Annotated in this window: 20 protein-coding genes; 6 read left to right on the top strand and 14 right to left on the bottom strand. The window is 69.6% G+C overall.

Going from position 1 to position 23,231, the window contains the following annotated elements:
- Nucleotides 1-62: 62 nt before the first annotated feature.
- From DL990_RS30620 to DL990_RS30595, 6 genes are all read right to left on the bottom strand, one after another.
- Nucleotides 63-1,463 (bottom strand): aminotransferase class V-fold PLP-dependent enzyme, encoded by a 1,401-nt coding sequence (locus DL990_RS30620; RefSeq protein ID WP_125800747.1) that lies wholly within the window; start codon nucleotides 1,461-1,463, stop codon nucleotides 63-65.
- Complete coding sequence (locus tag DL990_RS30615) at nucleotides 1,460-2,764, bottom strand: MFS transporter (RefSeq protein WP_125784205.1); 1,305 nt, start codon at nucleotides 2,762-2,764, stop codon at nucleotides 1,460-1,462. The genes DL990_RS30620 and DL990_RS30615 overlap by 4 nt, the downstream gene beginning before the upstream one ends.
- A gap of 34 nt (nucleotides 2,765-2,798) precedes the next feature.
- A complete protein-coding gene (locus tag DL990_RS30610) occupies nucleotides 2,799-3,758 on the bottom strand; it encodes a sphingomyelin phosphodiesterase (RefSeq protein WP_125800746.1) in 960 nt (319 codons plus the stop codon).
- Between the two features lie 17 nt (nucleotides 3,759-3,775).
- On the bottom strand, nucleotides 3,776-5,791 hold the full coding sequence (locus tag DL990_RS30605) for a neutral/alkaline ceramidase (RefSeq protein ID WP_125800745.1): 2,016 nt from the start codon (nucleotides 5,789-5,791) through the stop codon (nucleotides 3,776-3,778).
- A 373-nt stretch (nucleotides 5,792-6,164) separates the two neighbouring features.
- A complete protein-coding gene (locus DL990_RS30600) occupies nucleotides 6,165-7,190 on the bottom strand; it encodes an LLM class F420-dependent oxidoreductase (RefSeq protein WP_125800744.1) in 1,026 nt (341 codons plus the stop codon).
- Between the two features lie 197 nt (nucleotides 7,191-7,387).
- The gene (locus DL990_RS30595; protein ID WP_125800743.1) at nucleotides 7,388-8,308 is read right to left on the bottom strand and encodes an oxygenase MpaB family protein; all 921 of its coding nucleotides are present in this window, start codon (nucleotides 8,306-8,308) and stop codon (nucleotides 7,388-7,390) included.
- Between the two features lie 90 nt (nucleotides 8,309-8,398).
- Here DL990_RS30595 and DL990_RS30590 point away from each other — a divergent pair, with 90 nt between their 5' ends.
- The gene (locus DL990_RS30590) at nucleotides 8,399-8,992 is read left to right on the top strand and encodes a TetR/AcrR family transcriptional regulator (RefSeq protein ID WP_125784211.1); all 594 of its coding nucleotides are present in this window, start codon (nucleotides 8,399-8,401) and stop codon (nucleotides 8,990-8,992) included.
- On the opposite strand, the gene dmpG is transcribed toward DL990_RS30590, so the two are convergent.
- Both dmpG and DL990_RS30580 read right to left on the bottom strand, forming a co-directional pair.
- Entirely contained in the window at nucleotides 8,983-10,017 is a 1,035-nt protein-coding gene (dmpG, locus tag DL990_RS30585; RefSeq protein ID WP_125800742.1) for a 4-hydroxy-2-oxovalerate aldolase, read from the bottom strand. The genes DL990_RS30590 and dmpG overlap by 10 nt on opposite strands.
- Nucleotides 10,014-10,916, bottom strand: coding sequence for an acetaldehyde dehydrogenase (acetylating) (locus DL990_RS30580; protein ID WP_038514145.1), 903 nt, complete (start codon nucleotides 10,914-10,916; stop codon nucleotides 10,014-10,016). Before DL990_RS30580 ends, dmpG begins: the two co-directional genes overlap by 4 nt.
- Before the next feature lie 41 nt (nucleotides 10,917-10,957).
- Between DL990_RS30580 and DL990_RS30575 the strand changes: the two genes are divergently transcribed.
- Nucleotides 10,958-11,725: an IclR family transcriptional regulator gene (locus DL990_RS30575; protein ID WP_125800741.1), complete on the top strand. Its 768-nt coding sequence runs from the start codon at nucleotides 10,958-10,960 to the stop codon at nucleotides 11,723-11,725.
- Between the two features lie 3 nt (nucleotides 11,726-11,728).
- Here the strand turns inward: DL990_RS30575 and DL990_RS30570 are convergent, their stop codons facing one another.
- The 3 genes from DL990_RS30570 to DL990_RS30560 all read right to left on the bottom strand — a co-directional run bounded on the left by DL990_RS30570 (nucleotide 11,729) and on the right by DL990_RS30560 (nucleotide 14,197).
- Nucleotides 11,729-12,832, bottom strand: coding sequence for an LLM class flavin-dependent oxidoreductase (locus DL990_RS30570; RefSeq protein WP_125800740.1), 1,104 nt, complete (start codon nucleotides 12,830-12,832; stop codon nucleotides 11,729-11,731).
- A 112-nt stretch (nucleotides 12,833-12,944) separates the two neighbouring features.
- The gene (locus DL990_RS30565) at nucleotides 12,945-13,655 is read right to left on the bottom strand and encodes an MBL fold metallo-hydrolase (protein WP_125784216.1); all 711 of its coding nucleotides are present in this window, start codon (nucleotides 13,653-13,655) and stop codon (nucleotides 12,945-12,947) included.
- 17 nt (nucleotides 13,656-13,672) lie between these two features.
- Nucleotides 13,673-14,197: a DinB family protein gene (locus DL990_RS30560; protein WP_199746667.1), complete on the bottom strand. Its 525-nt coding sequence runs from the start codon at nucleotides 14,195-14,197 to the stop codon at nucleotides 13,673-13,675.
- A gap of 156 nt (nucleotides 14,198-14,353) precedes the next feature.
- Here DL990_RS30560 and DL990_RS30555 point away from each other — a divergent pair, with 156 nt between their 5' ends.
- Complete coding sequence (locus DL990_RS30555) at nucleotides 14,354-15,205, top strand: DMT family transporter (protein WP_125784218.1); 852 nt, start codon at nucleotides 14,354-14,356, stop codon at nucleotides 15,203-15,205.
- Here DL990_RS30555 and DL990_RS30550 read toward each other — a convergent pair.
- Both DL990_RS30550 and DL990_RS30545 read right to left on the bottom strand, forming a co-directional pair.
- Nucleotides 15,186-16,223: an iron chelate uptake ABC transporter family permease subunit gene (locus DL990_RS30550; protein WP_125800739.1), complete on the bottom strand. Its 1,038-nt coding sequence runs from the start codon at nucleotides 16,221-16,223 to the stop codon at nucleotides 15,186-15,188. The two genes, DL990_RS30555 and DL990_RS30550, sit on opposite strands and share 20 nt — an antisense overlap.
- Nucleotides 16,224-16,246: 23 nt before the next feature.
- The gene (locus DL990_RS30545) at nucleotides 16,247-17,293 is read right to left on the bottom strand and encodes an iron ABC transporter permease (protein WP_125800738.1); all 1,047 of its coding nucleotides are present in this window, start codon (nucleotides 17,291-17,293) and stop codon (nucleotides 16,247-16,249) included.
- Between the two features lie 103 nt (nucleotides 17,294-17,396).
- Here DL990_RS30545 and DL990_RS30540 point away from each other — a divergent pair, with 103 nt between their 5' ends.
- The 3 genes from DL990_RS30540 (at nucleotide 17,397) to DL990_RS30530 (ending at nucleotide 22,035) form a co-directional block, all read left to right on the top strand.
- Nucleotides 17,397-19,082 (top strand): ABC transporter ATP-binding protein, encoded by a 1,686-nt coding sequence (locus DL990_RS30540; protein WP_125800737.1) that lies wholly within the window; start codon nucleotides 17,397-17,399, stop codon nucleotides 19,080-19,082.
- Nucleotides 19,079-20,836 carry an ABC transporter ATP-binding protein gene (locus DL990_RS30535; protein WP_125800736.1) on the top strand — a complete coding sequence of 586 codons (1,758 nt, stop codon included), beginning with the start codon at nucleotides 19,079-19,081 and terminating at the stop codon, nucleotides 20,834-20,836. The genes DL990_RS30540 and DL990_RS30535 overlap by 4 nt, the downstream gene beginning before the upstream one ends.
- A gap of 113 nt (nucleotides 20,837-20,949) precedes the next feature.
- A complete protein-coding gene (locus DL990_RS30530; RefSeq protein ID WP_125784228.1) occupies nucleotides 20,950-22,035 on the top strand; it encodes an iron-siderophore ABC transporter substrate-binding protein in 1,086 nt (361 codons plus the stop codon).
- 133 nt (nucleotides 22,036-22,168) lie between these two features.
- Here DL990_RS30530 and DL990_RS30525 read toward each other — a convergent pair whose 3' ends face one another.
- Nucleotides 22,169-23,209 carry a metallophosphoesterase gene (locus DL990_RS30525; protein ID WP_233620624.1) on the bottom strand — a complete coding sequence of 347 codons (1,041 nt, stop codon included), beginning with the start codon at nucleotides 23,207-23,209 and terminating at the stop codon, nucleotides 22,169-22,171.
- Between the last annotated feature and the right edge of the window lie 22 nt (nucleotides 23,210-23,231).

Genomic DNA, 23,231 nt, shown 5'->3' with positions numbered 1-23,231 from the left:
AGTAGCAATCAATCGGTTGCTATAACTTTGTATAGCAACCGGGCGATTGCGTCAAGGGCGGATCAGGAAGCCGTGTACAGCGCGCCGAGGAACTCCAGCAACAGCCGCTCGCGTAACGGGCCGGGAGCGGTGGCCAGCAAGGCGTTGATGTCCGCCATCCGGGTGGGCAGACCCGCGTCGCCGCCGAGACCCGCGGCCGCCAGCAGCCCGGCGAACTGATCCGGCGTCAACGTCGCGGGGTCCAGCGCGGCGACGAACTCGGCCACCCGCGGGTCGACGACGACCGGCCCGGCCTCACGGGCGGCCACGACCGCGGCGCCAAGGTCGGCCAAGAAGTCCTTCTCGCTCCCCCGGTTCGCGGCCGTCACGGTCAGGTGCAGATTCGCGGGCGACGACTCGTGGGCGAACTGCGGCTGGACGTACCAGCCGCGCTCCCGCATCTCGTCCGCGACGGTGAACAGGTCGAACCCGGCGCCGTCCGCCACGGTGAACGCGAGCAGGGTCGACACCGGATCACCGAGGACCCGCAACCCATCGAGCGTCTCGATCCCGGCGCGGATCTCCACGGCCGCGTCGCGTGCCGCCGAAGCCAGCTTCGCGTAACCCTCGTCGCCGACGTGGCGCACGACCGCCCACGCCGCGGCGAGCGGACCACCGGAGCGCGTGCTCTGCAGCGTGGTGTTCAGCATCGTGTAGCCGGGCCAGTCGGCGCTGGCGAAGTACTGCGGCCGGCGCAGGTCGGCGTTGGTGTGCAAGAGAACCGACACGCCTTTCGGGCAGTAGGCGTATTTGTGCAGATCCACCGAGACACTGGTGACGCCGGGAACGTCGAACCCGAACGGGCCGAGCCCCAGGTACGGCAGCACCCAGCCGCCGATGCAGGCGTCGACGTGGAACCGGACGCCGTCGAGCAGGGCGGCGATCTCCGGGATCGGATCCAGGACGCCGTGGGCGTACGACGGAGCGCTCGCGACGACGAGGACCGTGCTGTCGTCGACGGCGGCGGCCATCGCCTCGGGAACGGCACGGAAGGTCACCGGGGCGACCGGCACCGAAACCACGCGGACACCGAAGAAATGCGCCGCCTTGTGGAACGCGGCATGCGCGGTCGTGGGCAGCACGATGCTCGGCGAAGCCACGTCCGGACGCGCGTCGCGGGCGGCCAGGACCGCGAGCATGCACGACTCCGTGCCGCCTGAGGTCACCGAACCGACCGTCTCCGCCGTGCCGCCCAGCAGACGTGCGGCGGCGCCGACGAGGTCGTTCTCCATCCGCAGAAGGCTGGGGAAAGCGGTCGGATCCAGCCCGTTGGCCGACGAGGCCAGCGCGTGCGCCGCCGCACCGAGTTCGTCCACTTCGGACAGACCGCTGTCGTAGACATACGCGAGCGTCCGGCCTCCGTGCGTCGGCAGGTCGCCCGCACGCAGTTCCCGGAGCTCCTGCAGGACGTCCTCGGCGGTCACGACCGGCGCTCCAACACCGACCGGCGCAGCAACGGGATACCCAGCACGATCAGCACGGCAGGGAGGATCGAAGCGCCGAAGAGGATCGCCGTGAGCGCGCTGTCCGGCTGCGCGGCCTTGGCGTCGAGGCTGGACTGGTATCCGCCGAACTGCAGCACGAGTCCCCACAGGCCCGGCCCGAGCGCGAGCCCCAACGTCTCCGACGCCGTCCAGACGCCGGCCGCGACCCCGGCCCTGGTCTCGCCGGTCCGCTCCTCCTCGTCGCTGATCAGGTCCGGCAGGATCGCCAGCGGGAACACCGAAATCCCCGCGTAGCCGACACCGCAGAAGGCGACGAACACCATCGTGACGGCGAACGGGAACACCTCGGCGCCGAGGAGCCCGAGCAGGCCGATGCCGAACGCGGCGGTGGCGATCCGGAACCCGGCCAGCTTCCCGACGCTCGCCCCGAGTCGGGGCCACAGCGGCATCGTGAGCAGTGCCGGGCCGACGAAACCGACGAACAGGACCGTCGAATAGCCCGAGCTGCCGAGGATCCGCTCCGCGAAGTACGGGATCGCGGCCAGCACCGTGCCGATGCCGAGCGCCTGGATGAAGTACACCCCGAGCAGCCAGCGGAACGGCCGCCACTGCGCGAGCGTCCGGAGCAGTTCACGCGGGCTCACCGTGTTGGGCCGCAGCGCGCCTACCGGAGCGCCCTTCAGCCCGAAGTACACGCCGAGTGTCGCGAGCAGGATGACCACGGCGATGAACAGGCCCATGACGCGGTAACCGGCGACACCGCCGATGAGCTCGGTGATCGCGGGCGCGCCACCGCCGGAGACCAGGATGGCGACCGCGAGGAAACCGATCCGGACGCTGGTCAGCTTCGTGCGCTCTTCGGCCGAGTCCGTCAGCTCGGCGGGCAGTGCGTTGAACGGCACCTGGAAGAACGCGTACGCGGTGGCGCACAACAGGAACACGACGATCACGTAGATCGCGTCGGGTACCGGGCCACCGAGGCCCGGGTGCGCGAACAGGGCCGCGAAGAGAATCGAGACGCCGATGCCGCCGTAGAGCAGGAACCGGCGCCGGCTGCCGGTGCGGACCATGTCCGCGTCCGACAGCCTTCCCGCGATCGGGTTGAAGAGCACGTCCCACGCCTTGGGAACGAACACGATCAGACCGGCCACGCCCGCCGCGACGCCCATCGTGTCGGTGAGGTACTTGAGGAGGAGCAGGCCGGGGACGGTGCCGAAAGCGCCGGTGACGAACGAGCCGAGCGAGTAGCGGTACCTCGTCCGTGCTGGCAGCGATGCCATGATCCTCCTCGAGGCGATTCTCCCGATGAAGGCCTCAGTATTGGATCTTGGCCACCACCGGGTAGTGGTCGGAGGGAATCGTGCCACCGTCGTAATGCACGAGCTGTACCGGGCCGACAGCGGCGAGTGGACGGCCGCCCGCGCGCACGGCGCCGACGTAGTCCAGCGAGTCGCGGTAGGTCACCGGAACGGACTTCGCCGCGTTCGGGTTCGTGGCCGCGTCGAAGGTGTACGAGCCTTCGCCCGTTGTGCGCAGGATGCCGCCGAGGAAGGCTTCGCCCTGCTGGACCTGCGTCCGGCCGAGCGAATCCTTGCGCGTCTGCCCGGCCCAGTACTCGATGTTCAGGTCGCCGGCGACGACGTCCGCCTCGGGCGCGGGCGCGTATTTCGTGACCAGATCCCGGATCTCGCCGAGCTGCGCCATCCGGATGTCGTGCGCCTTCGGCAGCGTCTCCGGCCCCTCGTCGGCCTGCATGTGGGTGCCCGCGATCCAGAGCGGCTTCCCGTTGACGACCAGCCGGGCGAGCGCGGCGCCCTTGTTGGACAGGTAATCCGCGGTGCCGGAGTACGAATTGCGGAAGACCAGCTGATGTTGCTCGGTCACCGGCGCCTTGCTGAGCACGGTGACCCCGCCATTGACCACGACGGGGGAATTCGAGCAGTTCCCGTTCACCGTGGTCCAGCCCGGCGAAGTGCCGCAGTACTGGCCGACGAGCGGGGTCTGGTGCGGCCAGACGTCCTTCAGCCGGTTCCGCAATTCCTCCGCCTGGGCGCTGAAAGCCTCGTCCAGGACGACGACGTCGGCGTCGTTCGCGCGGATGACGTCCTCCGCCGCGCGAGCCCTGGCCTGTTTGTCCGAAGTGTTCGGGCTGGCGATCCAGGGCAGCTGCCAGATGTTGAACGCCATGACCTTCACCGAGACCGCGGCCTGTGCGGGTACGGCGGTTCCGGCGAACATCGCGGCGGCGATGGCGACTACGGCGAGCTTCCGCACGTGGGTTCCTTCCTGGGTCAGGAGACGACGAACGTCCGCGAGGTTCCGCTGAACGCGGAGATCGCCCCGTTCCAGCCGTTCTTCCAGTTGCCGAAGTGGACCACGCGATATTTGCCGATCGGGGCGTTCGCGGGGATCTTCCAGTGGACGACGGCTTTCGATTCGGCGACGAAGGTCCGCGCCCAGTGGTACTTCGTGTCCCAGTCGCCGTCGTCGGCGTGCCTGATCCACTTGCCGTCGACCAGCCGCTGGATCTCCAGGAACGTGCCACCGCGCCGCAGGTCGTTCTTCGGATGCCCGGTGACGAACTCGACCGCGACCTGTTCACCGCGCGCGTAGGTGCTCTTCGCGTCGACCAGGACGTCGCCGAAGCCCTTGAACGCGGGCGCGCTGTCGAACACGACCCCGGGCTGGAAGTTGATCAGCTTGCCGCGCAGATCCCGCGGCGTCGGCCCGTGCGAGACCGTCGCCCCCGCCTTCATCGCGGCCGCGAGCTTGGCGAATTCCTGCTGGTATGCCGGAAGGGTGTAGCGGCCGTACAGGGTCGACGCGCCTTCGTACTGCTGCGAGTCGTACTCCTCGGGCGTAGCGACGTACTGGCTGTACGCGTTCGCATAACCCTGGACGAGCACGTTCTCCAGCGGGACACCGAATTCGGCGGCGACGGTCCGGCGCAGGCGCAGCCCGGCGACGATGGTCAGCTCGGCGGGCACGGCCACGAGGTGCAGCTGTCCGATCCGGACGATCTGCAGCGGCAGGACCTCCGGCGTCCACGGATACGGCTTCATCGCGCCGAACGGCACCGCGATCACCTTCGGCGCGTGCGCGTCGGCGAGCGCCTGCGGGATCGGCGCGTCGATGCCGCCGAGCCAGTCGATGAACGGGTTCTTCACGCCTTCGGGGAGCGGCAGGCCTGGGCCATCCTCGCGGCTTCCCGCCAGCATCGACACGCCGATCGCGGCCGTGCAGGTGCGCTGGGGCCGACCGTTCGGCGTGTACTTCGCGTCGACGGCGACGTCGGACATGTCCACGTAGCACATCCGGTGGTCGACGCCCCCGGTCACGGCTTCGGCGGCCGCGTCGAAAGCGCTCTTGGCCGCGCGGAACTGGAGGTCGCCGATGGTGCGGGTGTTCTCGAACTCGGTTTCGGGCGTGCCGGGTTCGAGGTTCAGGTTCGGGCTCATGTCGCCGGTGTTGGTCTGCGGGAACGCGGCGATGAACCGCGGGTCCCCGTCGAGATAGCGCACGCCGGCGTGGTCGTGCTCCCATTCGTAGGCGGCGTAACCCTTGTTGTCGCCGCTGATCAGGTGGTTGCCGTTGCTCATCGACGTACCGTGCGTGGCGAACCAGCTGATCGCGCCGACGTCGACGCCGTTCTGGCTGAACCGCAGCACCGTGACGGCCGGGTCGATCGCCTGCGGGAAGTGGTCCTTGTCCGCCTTCGGGTTCAGGTCGAAGGCCTTGCGGGAGCGGTTGACGCTCGCCTTGGTCAGCTCCGCGCGCCCGAGCCGGATCGATCCGGGCGCGAGGTTCGCGTGCGCCCGGCTGATCGCCTCGAAGATCCCGTCGACGTGCGCGTCGTACACCTGTTGCTGGAAGCCGAGGATCGCCAGATCGTAAGCGGCGTAATGGGAATCCCCGCCGCACGCGGAATGGGTGTGCGTGGCGTTGAGCAGCACGTTCTGCTCGGTGTACAGGTCGCCGTACGCCGACTGGAGCTTGCGCATCACGCCTTGGTGGACGGACTGGAACAGCGCGCCGAGGTCTGCGGTGACGAAGGCGATCCGCTTGGCGCCGTCGTCGACCACGAAGGCCCGCGCCCGGGTGCGGAGGTGGATGCCCGCGGTCTGCTGCTGCGGCATCGAGTAGCCCATCATGCCGTTCTCGGCCGCCGGGCCGGTGACGTCGGAGATGCCGACGCCGACACGGAAACCCTGCCGCGGCGCGGCTTCGGCGCTCCGCGTGCCGAGCACGCTCGCCGCGACCGGCAACGCCGCAGCGCCCGCCAGAATCCGCCTCCGGCTCACCGTCATGAGTCGCACCTCCCGGCCACGAACATGAACCGACTTCATGTTCGTGGCGGGACGCTACGTGATGGGCCTCACTGTCGCAACCCACGAACGGCCGGGACCGAGGGGCGGGCCTCTCCCCGCATCGCACGCGACGATCGCGGCCGCAGGATCGGCCATGACGTCCATCTGATCACGCGTGTCGTCCGTCCGATCACACGTGCCGTCCACGCAGTCACGCGAGGCCCCCTTCCCTCGGCTCAGCCGAGGAAACTCGACCTTCACACCTTGCCGAGTACATGAAGGACCCCTTCCTTGCGCCAGGCGCAAGGAAGGGGTCCTTCATGTACTCAAGAGGGCACTGGTGCCGAGCCGGCCAAGTCTCGTAAGCCGCGACCTATGAAAGAGACTCCGCGACCTTCGTGAGCGTGGCGGCATCGCCCCGCAGCAGCAGCGTGGTCACCACGGTCTCCTCCCACGCGGCGAGTTCGTCGCGGATCTTCTCCGCCGGCCCGATCAGCGAGGTGTCCTCCACGAGCGACGTCGGGATCGCGGCGGTCGCCTCGTCCTTGCGGCCTGCCAGGTACAGCTCCTGGACCTTGTCCGCGACGTCCTCGTACCCCATCCGGGCGAAGACGTCGTGGTGGAAGTTGACCGATTTCGCGCCCATGCCGCCGATGTACAGCGCGAGCGACGGTTTGATCCAGCTCGCGGCCTCCTCGACGTCGTCGTGGACGAGCACCGGGACGGACGCGGCGACCTCGAAATCGTCGAAACCGTGCCGGGCGCCGGGACGCGAGAAACCCTCCTGCAGCGCCGTCCGATAGAAGGCGTCGGTCTTCGGCGAGAAGAACAACGGGAGCCAGCCGTCGCAGATCTCCGCCGACAGCGCCACGTTCTTCGGCCCCTCCGCGGCGAGAAAGATCGGGATCTCCTTGCGGAACGGGTGCACTGTGGACTTCAGCGGTTTGCCGAGCCCGGTCCCGCCTTGCAGCGGCAACTGGAAGTGCTGCCCGTCGTGGGTCACCGGCGCCTCGCGCGCGACGACCTTCCGCACGATGTCGACGTACTCGCGGGTGCGGGCCAGCGGCTTCGGATACGGCTGCCCGTACCAGCCTTCGACCACCTGCGGCCCGGACGCGCCGAGCCCGAGCACGAACCGCCCGCCGGACAGGTGGTCCAGGGTCAGCGCGTGCATGGCCGTCGCGGTCGGGGTGCGCGCCGACATCTGGACGATGTTGGTGCCGAGCTTGATCCGGCTGGTCGACGCGCCCCACCAGGCGAGCGGGGTGAACGCGTCCGAGCCGTAACCCTCGGCGGTCCACACGGAATCGAAGCCGAGTTCTTCGGCCCGCAAGACCGCGTCCAGCGCGCCCTCCGGCGGGCCGGAGGACCAGTAACCGAGGTGGTAACCCAGCTTCATCGAGGCTCCCTAGTCAGTGTCCGTACTTGCGGGAAGGAGTGGTCGTGAGTGGCTCTTGTCGGGCCCCAGGCAGGCCCCCAATGTGGCATTGGAGACGCTCAGTGTCCCCAATGCCGCATTGGGGGCATCGGACCGCGGCGGCGCGAGCCGACGCCTTCGGCCGATGACCACTCGCCAAGCTTCATCGAGGCTCCTCGTCAGACGTTCGGTGAGTAGTGCTCGGGTTTGCCCCGCTCCGAAAGCGGCGGAAGGTTCCTCGCGGGAGTCTCGACCAACGGCGCGTCCGGGGCCAGTTCGCCACGCTCCCGGCGCCAGCCCGCCCTGGCACGCGGGTGGTACCGGCGGTCTCGCGGCACCAGTTTGAACGCCGCGTTGATCAGCTTCCCGACCCGGCGATGCCGCCGCTCGTCGCGTTCGGTCCAGGTGTAGCCGAGCCGCTCGCGGATCGGCGGGTCGTACAACCCCACCGTCAGCCAGACGAAGTTCCGCGCCACCTGCCCGCGGACGAGGTTCCAGGCGAAGTCCGGCAGCCAGGGCAGGAAATGCGGTTTGGCGATGTCCTGGATCTCGAGGACGTCGCGAGTCGCCTTGTTGTCCTCCAGGACGTCCTCGCACATGCGCTTCCAATACAGCTGGAAGTCCTCCCACGACTCCGGCACCGGGCGCATGCTCATGCCGTACATCTCGTACCACTGGACGTGCTCGTCGAACAGCTTCCGCTTCTCGGCCTCGCCGATCCCGCCGCAGAAGTTGTCGGCGATGAGGATCGCACTCACGAAGAACGTCGAATGCGCCCAGTAGAAGGTGTCCGGGTCGAGCGCGTGATAGCGCCGCCCGTGTTTGTCTACGCCCTTGATCCGATCGTGGTAACCGCGCACTTCCAATGCGGTCTGCCGGGCGCGCGGGCCGTCGTAGATCACTCCCCCGATCGGGTACAGCGAGCGGAACAGCCGTTGCCAGCGCTCCTCGAAGAACCGCGAATGCTCCTCGACGCCCGCGCCCAGCTCGGGGTGCATGTTCTGCATGGATCCGGCCCAGAGCGCGATGAGCAGCCCACGCCAGTCGCCGAAGTACTTCCAGGTCAGCGAATCCGGTCCGAGCGGCCGCGGTTGTGTCATCCCCGGTCTCCTCACTGAGCTGGTTAAATTGACCACAACTGTTGTCAGGTTAAAGTTGACAACGGCCGTAGTCAACAAGAGGAGCCGATCATGGCCGGCCGGAGCTGGGCAGGCACGACCCTGGACGACCGCAAGGCCGCGCGACGGGAACAACTCGTCGACGCGGGCCTCGACCTGCTCGGGACCCAGGGCAGCGCCGGGGTGAGCGTCCGCGCGGTGTGCCGCCACGCCAAGCTGACGGAGCGGTACTTCTACGAGAGCTTCACCGACCGCGAAGAACTGGTCGTCGAGGTCTACGAGCACATCGGCGAGCAGGCGCGACAGGCGCTCGTCGACGCCGTCAGCGACACGGCCGAACCCGCCGAACGGGCGAAGGCCGCCGTCCGCGCCTTCGTCGAATTGATGCTCGACGATCCGCGCAAAGGCCGCGTGCTCCTGCTCGCGCCGATCACCGATCCCGCGCTGACCACCCGCGGGATCGCGCTCCTCCCCTCCTTCGCAGAGCTGGTCAGCGGGCAGCTGTCCCACGGTGACGCGGCCGAGCGGCAGATGACGTCGATCGGGCTGGTCGGCGCGCTGAGCAATGTGTTCATCGCCTACCTCGACGGCTCGCTCAAGGTGAGCCGCGAGCGCCTGATCGACCATTGCGTCCGCCTCGTACTCGGCGCCGACCGTCAGCCCTGACCGCGTTCGGCGACCAGCTGCAGGGCGATGTCGATGATCATGTCCTCCTGACCGCCCACGTACTTCGCGGCCCCGACGCGGTAGAGGATTTCGTGTGCAGGGACGTCGTAGCGCTCGGCGGCGCGCTCCGCGTGCAGAAGGAAACTCGAGTACACCCCGGCGAATCCCTGCACGATCGACGAGCGGTCCATCACCGGGAGCCGCGTGATGTAGGGCTTCACGACGTTTTCGGCCGCGTCCATCAGCACGTCCTTGTCGACGCCCGTGCGGATCCCGAGCCGCTCGAACGTCGCCGCGAGGACCTCGGTCGGCGAGTTGCCCGCGCCGGCCCCGAGCGCCACGAGCGAACCGTCGATCTGCCGCGCACCCGCCCGGTAGGCGAGGACCGAGTTCGCGACGCCGAAGCTGAGGTTCTGGTGTCCGTGATAGCCGACCTGCGCCTCGTCCCCGAATTCCGCCACCAGCGCGGCGACGCGTTCACCCGCGTCCTCCAGGATCAGCGCCCCGGCGGAGTCGACGACGTAGACACACTGGCACCCGGCGTCGACCATGATCCGGCCCTGTTTCGCCAGCGCCTCGGGCGTGGACATATGGGACAGCATCAGAAAACCGACCGTCTCCAGTCCGAGGTCGCGTGCCGCCCCGAAGTGCTGGACGGACACGTCGGCCTCGGTGCAATGGGTCGCGATCCGGACCGCGCCCGCGCCGAGGTCGGCCGCCACCCGCAGGTCGCCGACCGTGCCGAGGCCGGGCAGCAGCAGCACCGCGATCTTCGCGTGCCGTGCCTCGTTGACCGCAGCCTCGATCAGCTTCCGTTCGTCCACAAGGGAAAAGCCGTAGTTGAACGTCGAGCCGCCGAGGCCGTCGCCATGGCTGACCTCGATCAGCGAGACCCCGGCGTCATCCAGCGCCCGGACGGTGTCGCGCACGTTCTTCTCGGTGAACTGATGCGCCATCGCGTGGCTGCCGTCGCGCAGGCTCGTGTCGACCAGCCGGACTTCCCGGCTCACGTCGTCCCAGCTCATGCCGCCACCTCCTGCGTGGCCAGAAGGTCTCCGACACGGGCGGCCGCGGCCGTCATGATGTCGAGGTTCCCCGCGTATTTCGGCAGGAAGTCCCCGTTCCCCGCGACTTCGAGGAACACCGCGACCCGCGCCTGCCCGCTCCAGCCCGGCCGCGGAGGGTCGTATTGGGGATCCGCCTTGAGCGTGTAACCCGGCACGTAACCCTGGACGGTCTCGACCATGCGGTGGATGGATTCGCTCACCGCGTCGAAGTCCGCGTCCGGGTCGATCGCGCAGAACACCGTGTCACGCATGATCATCGGCGGTTCGACCGGATTGATGATGATGATCGCCTTGCCGCGGCTCGCTCCCCCGACGAGTTCGATCCCGCGCGCCGTCGTCGCGGTGAACTCGTCGATGTTCGCCCGGGTGCCCGGCCCGGCGGAGCGTGAGGAGACGGACGCGACGATCTCGGCGTAGGGCACCGGCGTCACCCGCGACACCGCGTGCACGATCGGGATCGTGGCCTGGCCGCCGCAGGTGATGAGGTTGACGTTCGGCACGTCCAGCCGTTCGGGCAGGCCCACGGCCGGGCAGGTGAACGGGCCGACCGCGGCCGGGGTCAGGTCGATCGCGCGGATCCCGGCGGTGGCGTAGCGCGGCGCGTTGGCCAGATGCGCCTTCGCCGAAGTCGCTTCGAAGACGAGGTCCGGCAGTTCGTCGCGTGACAGCAGCCAGTCGACGCCGCCGGCGGAGGTCTCCAGCCCCAGCTCGGCGGCCTTGGCCAGCCCGTCCGAGTCCGGGTCCACGCCGACCATGTACCGCACCTCGACGTGTTCGCTGCGCCTGAGCTTCGCGAGCAGGTCGGTGCCGATGTTCCCGGGACCGACGATCGCGGCCACCGCTTTCCGTTGCGCCATGTCAGGTGACGCTCCCCGAGCGGATAGGGCACACTCAACCCATGCGTGCCGCTGGGCGGAACGACGACCCGGAACGAACCGGAGCGGACGGCCTCGTCGCCGCCCGGATCTCCGCGCTGCTGTCGGCCTTCCGTCCCGGCGACGACGCTCTCGGCGTTTCCGAGCTGGCGCGGCGGACCGGGCTGGCGAAGTCGACCGTCCACCGGCTCACCGGGCATCTGGTCGCGACCGGCCTGCTCGAACGCGAGGACGCGACACTGCGGCTCGGGCTGAAGCTGTTCGAGATAGGCCAGCTCGCGGTGCGGCGCCGTGGGTTGGTCGAGGCGGCACGGCCGTATCTCGCCGATCTCCGCGAGGCGACCAGGAACACCGTGCACTTGGCTGTCCTGGAAGGCACCGAGGTCGTCTACCTCGACATCCTCCGGGGACCGGACGCACCGTCGTTGCCGTCCCGGATCGGCGGCCGCTTTCCCGCGCACGCCACCGGCGTCGGCAAGGCGATCCTCGCGTTCTCGCCGGAATCCGTGGTGACACAAGTGATCGATGCCGGGCTGCCGCGCGTCAGCGTGCGGACGATCACCGCCGCCGGCCTGCTTCGCCGTCAGCTCGCCAAGATCCATGGCGAAGGAATCGCGTTCGAACGCGAGGAATCCGGCGTGGGTGTCGTCTGCGCGGCCAGCCCGCTGCTCGACGCGCAAGGGGTGGCGGTGGCGGCGTTGTCGATCTCCGGCTGGGCGAATCGCATGCACACCAACCGCGTCGCACCTGCGGTGCGGACCGCCGCTTTGGCGTTGTCGCGCACACTCTGAGGTCTACGCGACGAGCCCTCGCCGGACCAGTTCCGGCCGCACGCCTTCGCCGAACCAGTACGCCTCTTCCAGATGCGGGTATCCGGAGAGGACGAACTCCTCGATGCCGTGCGCGTGGTACTCCTCGATGAGGTCGGCGACCTCATCGTGACTGCCGACGAGAGCGGTGCCCGCGCCGCCGCGCACCAGACCGATGCCGGCCCACAGGTTCGGGTGGATCTCCAGACCGCGGACGCCACCGCCGGTCTTCCCGCCGTGCAGTGCCGCCATCCGCTGTTGGCCCACGGATTCGCTGGCGGACAACTGTTTCTGCGTGTGGGCGATCCGTTCGGGATCGATCGCCTCCAGCAGCTTTCCCGCCTCCGCCCAGGCTTCCGCTGACGTGTCACGCGAGAGGGTGTGCAGCCGGACGCCGAACCGGAGCTTCCGTCCCTGCTCCTCGGCGAGTTCACGGACCTTGGTGATCTTTTCCGCGACCTGCGCGGGCGGCTCACCCCAGGTCAGGTAGACGTCGGCGTGCCTCGCCGCGACCGGGAGCGCGGCCGCGGAGGAGCCACCGAAGTAGATCGGCGGCACCGGATCGGGTGCCGCCCGGGTGGTCGCACCCTCGACCTTGAGATGTTCGCCGGCGTAGTCGAACGGCTTGCCGCTCCACACGCCGCGCACGATCTCGAGGAACTCGCCGGTGCGGGCGTAACGCTGGTCGTGATCGTGCCAGTCGCCGAACCGGCGCTGTTCGACCGCGTCGCCGCCGGTGACGACGTTGAGCAGCACACGTCCTCGCGAGATCCGCTGGAACGTTCCGGCCATCTGCGCGGCCAGCGTCGGCGAGACCGTCCCTGGCCGGAACGCGACGAGGAACTTGAGGGTGCTCGTCTCGCGGATGAGCGCGGCCGTGGTCAGCCACGCGTCCTCGCACCAGGTCCCGGTCGGCGTCAGCACGCCTTCGAAACCGTTGGCCTCGGCGGCGCGGGCGACCTGCGCGAGGTAGTCGAGGCTCGGCTCGCGGGCGGCGGACGCCCCGGCGGCGCGGCTGGCGTGGAAGTGCTCCACGATCGTCCGGCCGTCACCGGTGGTGGGCAGGAACCAATGCAGCTTGAGCGTCACGGTTCCGAGCTTCGGCCTCCGGAGCCGGGCCGGTCAAACAGCGAGCCTCGCGTCCCGCGATCTGGACGCCTTCCTCCGCAATTCGTCACCTACTTGCGGAGACGGCAGGCGGTCAGCCGCCGAACATCAGCCGCCATTCCTCCAGCGACTTCGGCCGGTACACGAAGTTCGTGTCCTTCACGCGCGAAAGGTTCGCCGACGGCTCGGCCGAGTACTGATGACCCGGGTAGACGACCGGATCCCCGTCCAGCCCGGCCAGCCATTGCAGGCTCCGGTAGATCGCCTCCGCGTCACCGCCGGGGAAATCGGTCCGGCCGCAGCCTTCGAGGAACAGCGTGTCACCGGAGACGAGCCGCCCGTCGACCAGGAAGCATTGGCTGCCGGGCGTGTGTCCCGGCGTGTGCAGCAGCCGGATCGGCACCGCGCCGACCTCGAGCACGTCGTCGTGTTCGTGCGAGCGCAGATCGGTTTCCGAGACGCCGGTGATCCGGCGGACCCATTCGGCTTCGGCGGTGTTGACGTGGATCGGTACCTGGACGCGCTCCAGCAGCTCCGCGATCCCCGGGAGCGAGAAGCCCATCATCTCGCCGCCGACGTGGTCGGGGTGGTGATGCGTCGCGAGCACGCCGGTCAGCCGCATGCCGTCGGCTTCCAGCAGGTCGAGCAGATCGCCGACGGCGTACGCCGGGTCGACGATGACGGCCTCGTTCGTCTCCCGGTCGCCGATCAGATAGGCGAAGTTGACCATCTGCGTCGCGACCGGGTCCCCCACCGCGAAGTCACGGCCTGCGAGCAATTGCCGGAAGTACAGCCTGTCAGCCATGCGGACACCTTACGACGCTACTCCCCTGTGGTTCCGTCGGCCAGCTCACGCAGGATGTCCAGATGCCCGGCGTGCCGCGCCGTTTCCTGGACGACGTGGGCGAGCACCCAGCGGACGGTGAACTTCCCCGACCGGCGCGCCCGGTCGTCCGGAGAGGCCCCGGCCAGGGACGACTCCGAGAGCGCCCACTCGGCGCAGTACGCCTCGACGACCGAACGCGGGTCGTCGTCCTCGGTCAGGTCCCAGCTCGGATCCGGTGAACCTTCCCACAACGAAGGCAGCTCGGCGCCGCCCGCTTCGATCGACAGCCACCAGCGCTCCACGGCGGTCAGATGCTTGAGCAGCCCCAGCGCGCTCATCCGCGGGGACGCCGGCAGCGGGGTCGCGGCCGCCTGCTCCCTGGTCAGCCCGGCGACCTTGTTCACCGCGGTGGCGCGGAGGAAGCGCAGGAAGTCCCACTGGATCCCGGCTTCGTCCTCGGCGATCCCCGCCGGCCAGGCTCGCTCCACCGGGTCGGCCGCGCTCGAACTCCTGTTCGACATGTCGCTCACCCTACACATACGGCGATCTCGCGTGATTGAAGGCGTAACTCGCGTGATTGAAGGCGTAACTCGTGAGTTACGCGCCCGATCACGTGAGTTACGCGCCCGATCACGTGAGATCTCCGTGTGGACACCGCAGGGCTAGGCTCGTGGTTCATGTGGTGGGGTTTGGTTTGCGCGTTCTTCGCGGCCTGTGCGTACGGCGTCGCTTCGGTGATGCAGGCGATCGCCGCGAAAGCGACCTCGGGCGCCGAGGACCGCGTCGATCCCCGGCTGCTGGTGCGGGTGTTGCGGCAGTGGAAGTTCGTCGCGGGTCTGGCGCTGGACGTGATCGGGTTCGTCGCCCAGCTCGCCGCCCTGCGCGTGCTGCCGCTGTTCGTGGTTCAGGCGGCGCTGGCCGGAAGCCTGGCCGTGACGGCGGTCGCGGCGAGGACGCTCGGTGTCCGGTTGGGGCGTCGCGAGTGGACGGCGGTCGCGGTCGTCTGCGCGGGGCTCGCGTTGCTCGGGATGTCGGCCGAGAGCGAAGGCTCGTCGGCGACCGGGCTGGGTTTCCGGCTCGTGCTGATCGGCGCGGTGGTCGTACTCGGCACGGCCGGGATGTTCGCCGGCCGCGCGCCGCGGCGGATCCGGACGCCGGCGCTGGGCCTGATCGCGGGCCTGTGCTTCGGCGTGGTCGCCCTGTCCGGCCGCGTGCTCACCAGCCTTGCCCCGCTGGATCTGCTGACCGACCCCGCCGTCTACACCTTGGCCGTGGCGGGCGCGCTGGCGATGTTGTTCTACGCCACCGCGTTGCAACGCGGCAGTGTCACCACCTCGACCGCGATGATGGTGATCGGCGAGACCGTCTTCCCTTCCCTGATCGGGGTTCTCGTCCTCGGCGACACCACGCGACCGGGGTTCGCGGCCGTGGCGGCGGTCGGTTTCGTGCTCGCGGTGTCCGCGGCGCTGGCGCTGGCCCGCTTCGGCGAGCCCGCGCCGATCGAGCCGGTCAGCGCGCAGCTCGGCTGACCCCGCGCCGGGACACCAGGAGCCAGCCGAGGTACAGCCCGCCGATCGCCCCGGTAACCAGACCGACGGGCAGGCCGGCGAGGAACTGCTGGGTGATCAGATCACTCGTCACCAGCAGGAGCATGCCCATCAGCGCGGCCGCGGCGAGCCCGGGTCCCGACGACCGCGTCAGCCGCTTCGCCAGCTGAGGCGCGGCGAGCGCCAGGAACGCGATCGGACCGGCGGCGGCCGTGGCGATCGAACACAGCCCGACGCTGACCCCGAGGAGCACGACCCGGCTCCGCTGCACCGGCACGCCGAGTCCCTTGGCCGAGTCGTCCCCCATCTCCAGCAGGGAAAGCCTTCTGCCGTAGACGAGGGCGGGCGGCAGCAGGACGGCGATGGCGATCGCGACCGGGACGACGTGCTCCCAGCCGCGGCCGTTGAGCCCGCCGACCAGCCACGCCTGCGCCGCCAGGCCGTCCTGCCAGGAGGCCCTGGTGATCAGGTACGAGTTGAACGCGAGCAGCATCGCGTTCACGCCGATGCCGACGAGGATCAGCCGGAAGGTGTGCACGCCGCCCTTCAGCGCGAGCAACGCGATCAAGCCCGCGGTCACGACGCCGCCGACCAGCGCACCCAGCGAAACCTGGAGCATGCCGCCGTGCACGACGATGATCGTCAGCAACGCGCCCGCGGCGGCGCCTTCGGTGAAGCCGATGAAATCGGGGCTGCCCAAGGGGTTCCCGGACAGGCTCTGGAGGATCGCGCCACTGACCGCGAGCGCGCCACCGACCAGCAACGCGGTCAGCAGCCGCGGCAGCCGCAGGGTGGTCACGATGAACTCCGTGCTCCGGTCGCCGAAGCCGAACAGCGTCTGGATGACCTCGCCGACGGACAACGGGTAGTCGCCGGTGGTCATGCTGACCGCCCCGACGAAGAACACGGCGACGGCCAGCAGGGTGACGACGATCGCCGCCCGCGGGGTCACGCGCAGGGACAGTCCGCCGCCCGGGGTGCGGAGGACGCGGGTCCTCATCGGTGGGCGCTCCTTGATCGCGGTCACAGGCGGGCCAGCTTCCTGCGACGGCAGAGCGCGATGAACACCGGCGCGCCGAGGAACGCGACGACGATTCCCGCCTGCAGTTCCTCCGGCGGGTTCAGCACGCGGCCGACGACGTCGGCGCCGATCAGCGCGATCGGCGCGAGCAGCATCGAGTACGGCAGGACCCAGCGCTGGTCCGGGCCGACCAGCATGCGCGCGGCGTGCGGCACGGCGAGCCCGAGGAAGATGACCGGTCCGATGGCCGCGGTTCCCGCGCCGCAGAGCAGGGTCACCACGATCGCGCCCAGCACCCGGGTGCGGCCGATGTGGGCGCCGAGCGCCTTGCCGGTCTGGTCGCCGAGCGCGAGGATGTTGAGCGGCCGGGCGAGCAGCAGCGCGATGACCGCGCCGACCGCCACGAACGGCGAGATCTGCCAGAACACGTCCCATTTGCGGCCGCTGAGCGAACCGACGTTCCAGAAGCGGAACTGGTTGAACGTCTCGGGCATCAGCAGCAGGATCCCGACGATGTAGGCCTGGAGCACCGCCATGACGGCCGAACCGGCGAGCACGAGCCGATCCGGGGTGGCGCTGCGGCCCGCCGAGCCGAGGACGTACACCACGACCGACGCGATCGCCGCCCCGGCGAAGGCGAACCAGATGTAGCCGAGCACGCCGGTGACCCCGACGAACGCGATACCCGACACGACCGCGGCCGACGCACCGGTGTTGACGCCGAGCAGGCCGGGGTCGGCGAGCGGGTTCCGGGTGAGCGCCTGCATCACCGCGCCCGCCAGGCCGAGCGCCACGCCGACGACCACGCCCAGCAGGGTCCGCGGGATGCGGAGGTCGTGGATGATCACCGCTTCGGTCGAGCCGTCGTTGTGCCACAGCACCGACCAGGTGGAGGTGAACGGGATGCTCTTCGACCCCACCCAGATACTGAGCAGGAACACGAGCGCCAGCAAGGCGAGCCCGACCACCAGACCACCCGCGCGGAACGTCCGTGCCGCCGCGCTGGGCGGGGACGCCGCGGCGGCGGGCGCGCGTTCGGTGACGACCACGGAACCTCCTTCGAGTGAGGCGAGCTAACCGAACGCCGGAGTTCACCTCAACGAGCTATCTACTTAGACTAGCCTTACCTACCCCCGACCCACGGAGGCGCCGGTGTCCGCAACGGCCACCACCAGCCGGAGCGTCCTGCGCCAGGCCATCTCCGGGCAGCGACGTCGAGTCACGCTCGCTTCCGTTCTCGCCGCCGGACACCAAGGCGGTGAAGCACTCGTCCCGGTGATCATCGGGGTGGTGATCGACCAGGCGGTCGCCGGCGGTTCCGCGGGCACGCTCGTGTTCTGGCTCGCCGTGCTCGGCGTGGTCTTCGCGGGACTGTCCTACAGCTACCGGTTCGCCGCGAGAGCGGCCGAAGGCGCCTCGCTGCGGGCGGCGCACGATCTCCGTATCGCGATCAGCCGCCGCGTCCTGCATCCCGGTGGTGGCGCCGAGAACGGCAAGCTGGCGGGTGAACTGGTCAACATCGGCACCAGCGACGCGCAGCGGGTCGGCGTGGTGAACGCGGCGCTGCCGTTCGGGATCGCCGCGCTCGCCGGGGTGCTGGTCAGCGCCGTCGCCCTGCTGCGCATCTCGCTTCCGCTGGGTCTCCTCGTGCTACTGGGCACGCCGCCACTGCTGTACCTCGCGCATCTCATCGGCAAGCCGCTGGAACGCCGCAGTGAGGCCGAACAGGAGCGTTCCGCGCACGCTTCGGGGGTCGCCACGGATCTGGTCTCCGGCCTGCGGGTGCTCAAGGGCATCGGCGCCGAACCCGCCGCCGTCGCCCGTTATCGGGACACCAGCCAGAACTCGCTCAAGGCCACCTTGCGCGCCGCAAAGGCGAAGGCCTGGCACGACGGCGCGGTGCTGGCGCTGACCGGCGTCTTCATCGCGGTCGTCGCGCTTGTCGGCGGGCATCTCGCGTCGTCGGGGGCGATCAGCGTCGGCGATCTCGTCGCCGCGGTGGGGCTGGCCCAGTTCCTGCTCACCCCGTTCCTGATCTTCTCGTGGGTGAACGGCGAACTGGCGCAGGGCCGCGCGTCGGCGTCCCGGGTCGCCGACCTGCTGACCACGCCGGTGACGGTCGAACCGGGTGACGGCGAACTCCCCGCCCCCTCCGGCGGGAACGTCAAGTTCACCCAGGTGTCGTACCGCAGCCTCCGCGGGGTCGACCTCGACATCCCGGCCGGGCAGTTGATCGGCGTCGTCGCCGCCGATCCGGCCGCCGCGACCGATCTGCTCGACTGCCTCGGCCGCGCGGGCGATCCCGCCGAGGGCATGGTCCACGTCGACGGCGTCAATCTGTCCACTGTGGACCCGGACCGGGTGCGGGAGGTCGTCCTGGTAGCCGCGCACGACGCGGACCTGTTCGAAGGGACGCTGGCGGAGAACGTGCACGCCGGCGGCCGCGAATCCGGCGACGCGCTGGCCGCGTCGGCGGCGGACGAGGTCGCGGCGGCGCTGCCGGACGGCACCGCGACCGCGGTCACCGAACGCGGGCGTTCCCTCTCCGGCGGGCAGCGCCAACGGGTCGCGCTCGCCCGCGCGCTCGCCGCGGACGCGCCGGTGCTCGTCGTCCACGACCCGACGACGGCGGTGGACACGGTGACCGAGGCGAGGATCGCCACCGGGCTCGCCCGGCTACGACAAGGACGGACCACGATCCTGGTGACCACGAGCCCCGCCCTGCTCGCCGTGACGGACCGCGTCGTCGTTCTCGACGGCGGCCGGATCACCGGCGAGGGCGGCCACGCCGAACTCGCCCGCGACCGCGCCGACTACCGCGCGGCGGTGCTGTCATGACGCGTGAGCTGCTTCCCACCGCCGACGGCAGGCGGATCCGCGCGGTCCTCGGCGAACTGCTCCGCACCTCGAAGGCCCGTGCCGCCGGCGCGCTGGCGATGCTCGTCTGCGCGACCGCGATCGGGCTGCTCACCGCACGCCTGCTCGGCCACATCGTCGACCTGGTCATCGAAAAGCGGCCCGCGACCGAACTGACCACCCCCGTGGTGGCACTGGTGCTGGTCGCCGTCGGGCAGGCGATCGCGACGGCGCTGGGTGTCTCGCTGACCGCGAAGCTCGGCGAGACGCTGCTGGCGGAACTGCGCGAACGGTTCGTCGACCGGGCGCTCGGTCTCCCGCTGGAGCAGGTCGAACGCGCGGGCTCCGGCGACCTGACCGCCCGCGTCACCAACGACGTCACGGTGGTCGCGAGGGCGGTCCGTGAGGCCCTGCCCGAACTGGGCCGCTCGGTGCTCACCATCGTGCTGACCCTCGGCGCGCTCGCCGTTCTCGACTGGCGGTTCCTGCTGGCCGCGTTGCTGGCGACGCCGATCCAGCTGCACACCGTGCGCTGGTACGTCCGCAACGCCGTGCCGTTGTACGCGAAGCAGCGGATCGCGACCGGTTCGCAGCAACAGCAACTGCTCGACACGATCGGCGGCGCGAAGACCGTCCGCGCGTTCCGGCTCGCCGACGCCCACGTGGAGCGCGTCCGGCAGCGGTCCGAGGGCGCGATGGACCTGATGCTGCGTGGTGTCCGGCTGATGACGAGGTTCTTCGCCCGGCTCAACCTGGCCGAGTTCGTGGGCCTCTCTGCCGTGCTCGCGGCCGGTTTCCTGCTGGTGGGCGCCGACGCGGTGACCGTGGCGGCGGCGACGGCGGCGGCGTTGTACTTCCACAGCCTGTTCGGTCCGATCAACAGCGCGCTGGCGCTGGTGGACGACGCGCAAGCGGCCGCCGCGAGCCTCGCCCGGCTGGTCGGTGTGGCCGACCTGCCCGCCCCGCGCGAACCCGAGCTGCCCGCGAAACCCGTTGACGCGTCGGTGAAGGCGGCCGGGCTCTTTCATTCCTATGTGGACGGACACCCGGTGCTGCGGGACGTCGACCTCAACCTCTCCCCCGGTGAACGGGTCGCGCTGGTCGGCGCGAGCGGAGCCGGGAAGACGACGCTGGCCAAGCTGATCGCCGGGATCCACACCCCGGACTCCGGGACGATCGCCGTCGGCGGCGTTCCGCTCGACGAGCTCGGGCCGTCCGCCACCCGGCGGGCCGTCGCGCTGATCAGCCAGGAGGTGCACGTCTTCGCCGGTTCGCTGGCGGACGATCTCCGGCTCGCCCATCCCGGCGCGACCGACGCGGAGTTGCTGGCGGCCTTGGAAAAAGTCGGCGCGCGCGGCTGGGCCGAGGCGTTGAGCGAAGGTCTCGCGACCGTCGTCGGCGAAGGCGGGCACCAGCTGACCGTCACCCAATCCCAGCAACTGGCGCTGGCCAGGCTGGTCCTCGCGGACCCGCCGATCGCGATCCTCGACGAGGCCACCGCCGAAGCCGGGAGCGCGGGCGCGAAAACCCTCGAAGCCGCCGCGGCCGCCGCACTGGAAGGCCGGACCGGTCTCGTCGTCGCGCACCGGCTGACCCAGGCCGCGGCGTCGGACCGCGTCGTCGTACTCGAAGCGGGCGTGATCGTCGAAAGCGGGACACACGACGAACTCGTGGCCTCCGGCGGTCAGTACGCAACGCTTTGGGCGGCATGGTCGGACAACCGTTCACGGACGTGACCCGGGACGCACCGTCACCGGTTGCAATCGAGCGGTCTGCGTCTTAGGTTAGCCAAACCTGATTCTCGATTAATCCGGCACTGCGCCGGACCGCCGATCACGAAGGACGGATGATGGCCCGAATCCCCACCCTCTCCGCCGTGCGCGGGCGCCTGAAGACCGCCGGCCTGCTGGCGTCCACCCTGGTGCTGGCCGCCTCGCTCACCGCGTGCGGAGGAGGCGGCGAGTCGGCCACCCCGGCCGCGCAGAACTCCGCCGGCTCCGCGGTCGACGCGAACGCGTTCCCGACGACGATCGAGCACAAATACGGCAGCACCACCATCACGCAGGAGCCCAAGCGTGTGGTCACGGTCGGCCTGACCGAGCAGGACGCGCTGCTCGCCCTCGGCGTGGTCCCGGTCGGTGTCACCGACTGGCTCGGCAAGTTCCCCGGCACCATCAGCCCGTGGGCGACCGACAAGCTCGGCGGCGCCGCGCTGCCCGAGGTCCTCAAGGACGTGGACGGGCCGCAGTACGAGAAGATCGCCGCGCTGAAGCCGGATCTGATCATCGCGCTGTACTCCGGGCTCACCAAGGAGCAGTACGACAAGCTGAGCCAGATCGGCGTCCCGGTCGTCGCGCAGCCCAAGGAGTACAACGACTACGGCATCCCCTGGAACGAGGCGACCAAGAAGGTCGGCCAGGCCGTCGGACGCGCCACCAAGGCGAACGAACTGGTCAAGGGCGTCGAGGACAAGTTCGCCCAGGCCCGCAAGGACCACCCGGAGTTCGCGGGCAAGTCGGCCCTGATGGCGTCGACCTACGAGGGCTACTTCGTCTACGGCAGCCAGGACGGTCGCTCGCACATCCTCGAATCGCTCGGTTTCAAGCTGCCCGCCGACCTCGACGCCGCCATCGGTGACAAGTTCGGCAAGAGCCTCAGCGCCGAGCGGACCGACCTGCTCGACCGCGACGCGCTCGTGTGGCTCATCGACACCCCGGCCAAGGCGCAGGAAATCCTCGGCAAGGACGCGCTCTACAGCGGACTGAAGGTGTCGAAGGAGAAGCGTGAGGTCTTCATCGAGAACGAAGGCACCTATGGCAGCGCGGTCTCCTTCGTGACCGTGCTGAGCCTGCCGTACGTGATCGACCGGATCGTCCCGCAGCTCGCCGCCGCGGTCGACGGCGACCCGAAGACCGAGGTCAAACCGGCCAACTAGGCCGCGACCGGCTCGACACCGGTGACCTGCCCTCCCGAGTACATGAAGGCCCCCTTCCTTGCGCCTGGCGCAAGGAAGGGGGCCTTCATGTACTTCGGCCAGCCGTGAAGGCCTCTTCACGGACCGGTCCGGCCTAACCGTCCTGACGTCCCCAGGAGTTGTGCAGCGGAACGGTGATCTGCTTCAGCCAGGTCTTCGTGGTGAAGTCCCTGGCCTTGATGACCACCGAGCCCGGTGACACCTCGACCTGCAGCCCCTGGTTGAACGCGCCGCCGAGGGACACTTCCCCACCCTTCCCGTCATCCGTCCAGCCGGTCTGCACGGCCGCGGTGTTGACGACGGTGAACCCTTCGAGATTCCCGGTGCCCGGCACCACCCGGCGGACCACCCAGTCCGACAGGTTCAGGTCCCAGTGCGTGTGCCCGGAGAAGAGGAACACGTCCCGGTGGCGGCCGAGGATCGAAAGCAGCCTGTCGGGCTGGAGGTAGTCGGACCGGTAGAGCTTGTTGTGCGTACCGGAAACGGTGTTGGGCAGCGGATGATGCGTCAGCACCATCACCGGGCTGCGCCGGTTCGACCAGTACCGGAGGCGCTGTTCGAGCCAGGTGAACTGCCGGTCGCTCATCCAGACCTCGTCCCACAGTTTGGGCTCGTGGTACTTCGCGTACTGCTCGGTTCCGAGGCAGAGCACCGGAACGCCGCCGAACGAGGTCTCGGAGTAGACGGTGTTGCGGCCCGCGAACCGGTAGAAGCTGCGGAAAAGCGAATCCTCGGTCGTCCCGTTCGGCCAGGTCTCCTGGGCGAGGGTGTCGGGATCGCGCCACTTCGGCACGTAGAACTCGTGGTTGCCGATGGCCCACGCGACCTCGCGCGGATGCGGGTGCTTGTCGAAGGTCGAGCGAAGCTGGGCGTACTCGAAGTCGTAGCCGCGCGGGGTGAGGTCACCCGCGATACCAAGCCCGGCGCTGCCCGGGTTGATCGCGTGCAGGTCGTCGAGCGCCTTGCCGAAGTCGGTGAGGTCGCCCTGGATGTCGCTCAGGACGTTGAAGCGGACGACCGGCCCGTGCGGGCCCCACTTCCCTTGTGTCTGCGGTTGCGCCTCCGCCTGCCCCGGCAGCATCGCCGCCCCCGCCGCCGCGCCACCGGCGGTCACCATGAACGCTCTTCGATCCATAACCCGAACGCTACTCACGTTT

Source organism: Amycolatopsis sp. WAC 01416 (assembly GCF_003947485.1).
Lineage (GTDB): Bacteria > Actinomycetota > Actinomycetes > Mycobacteriales > Pseudonocardiaceae > Amycolatopsis.
Note: the sequence above shows the minus strand (reverse complement) of the source record. Positions and strands in the feature narration are given on the sequence as shown.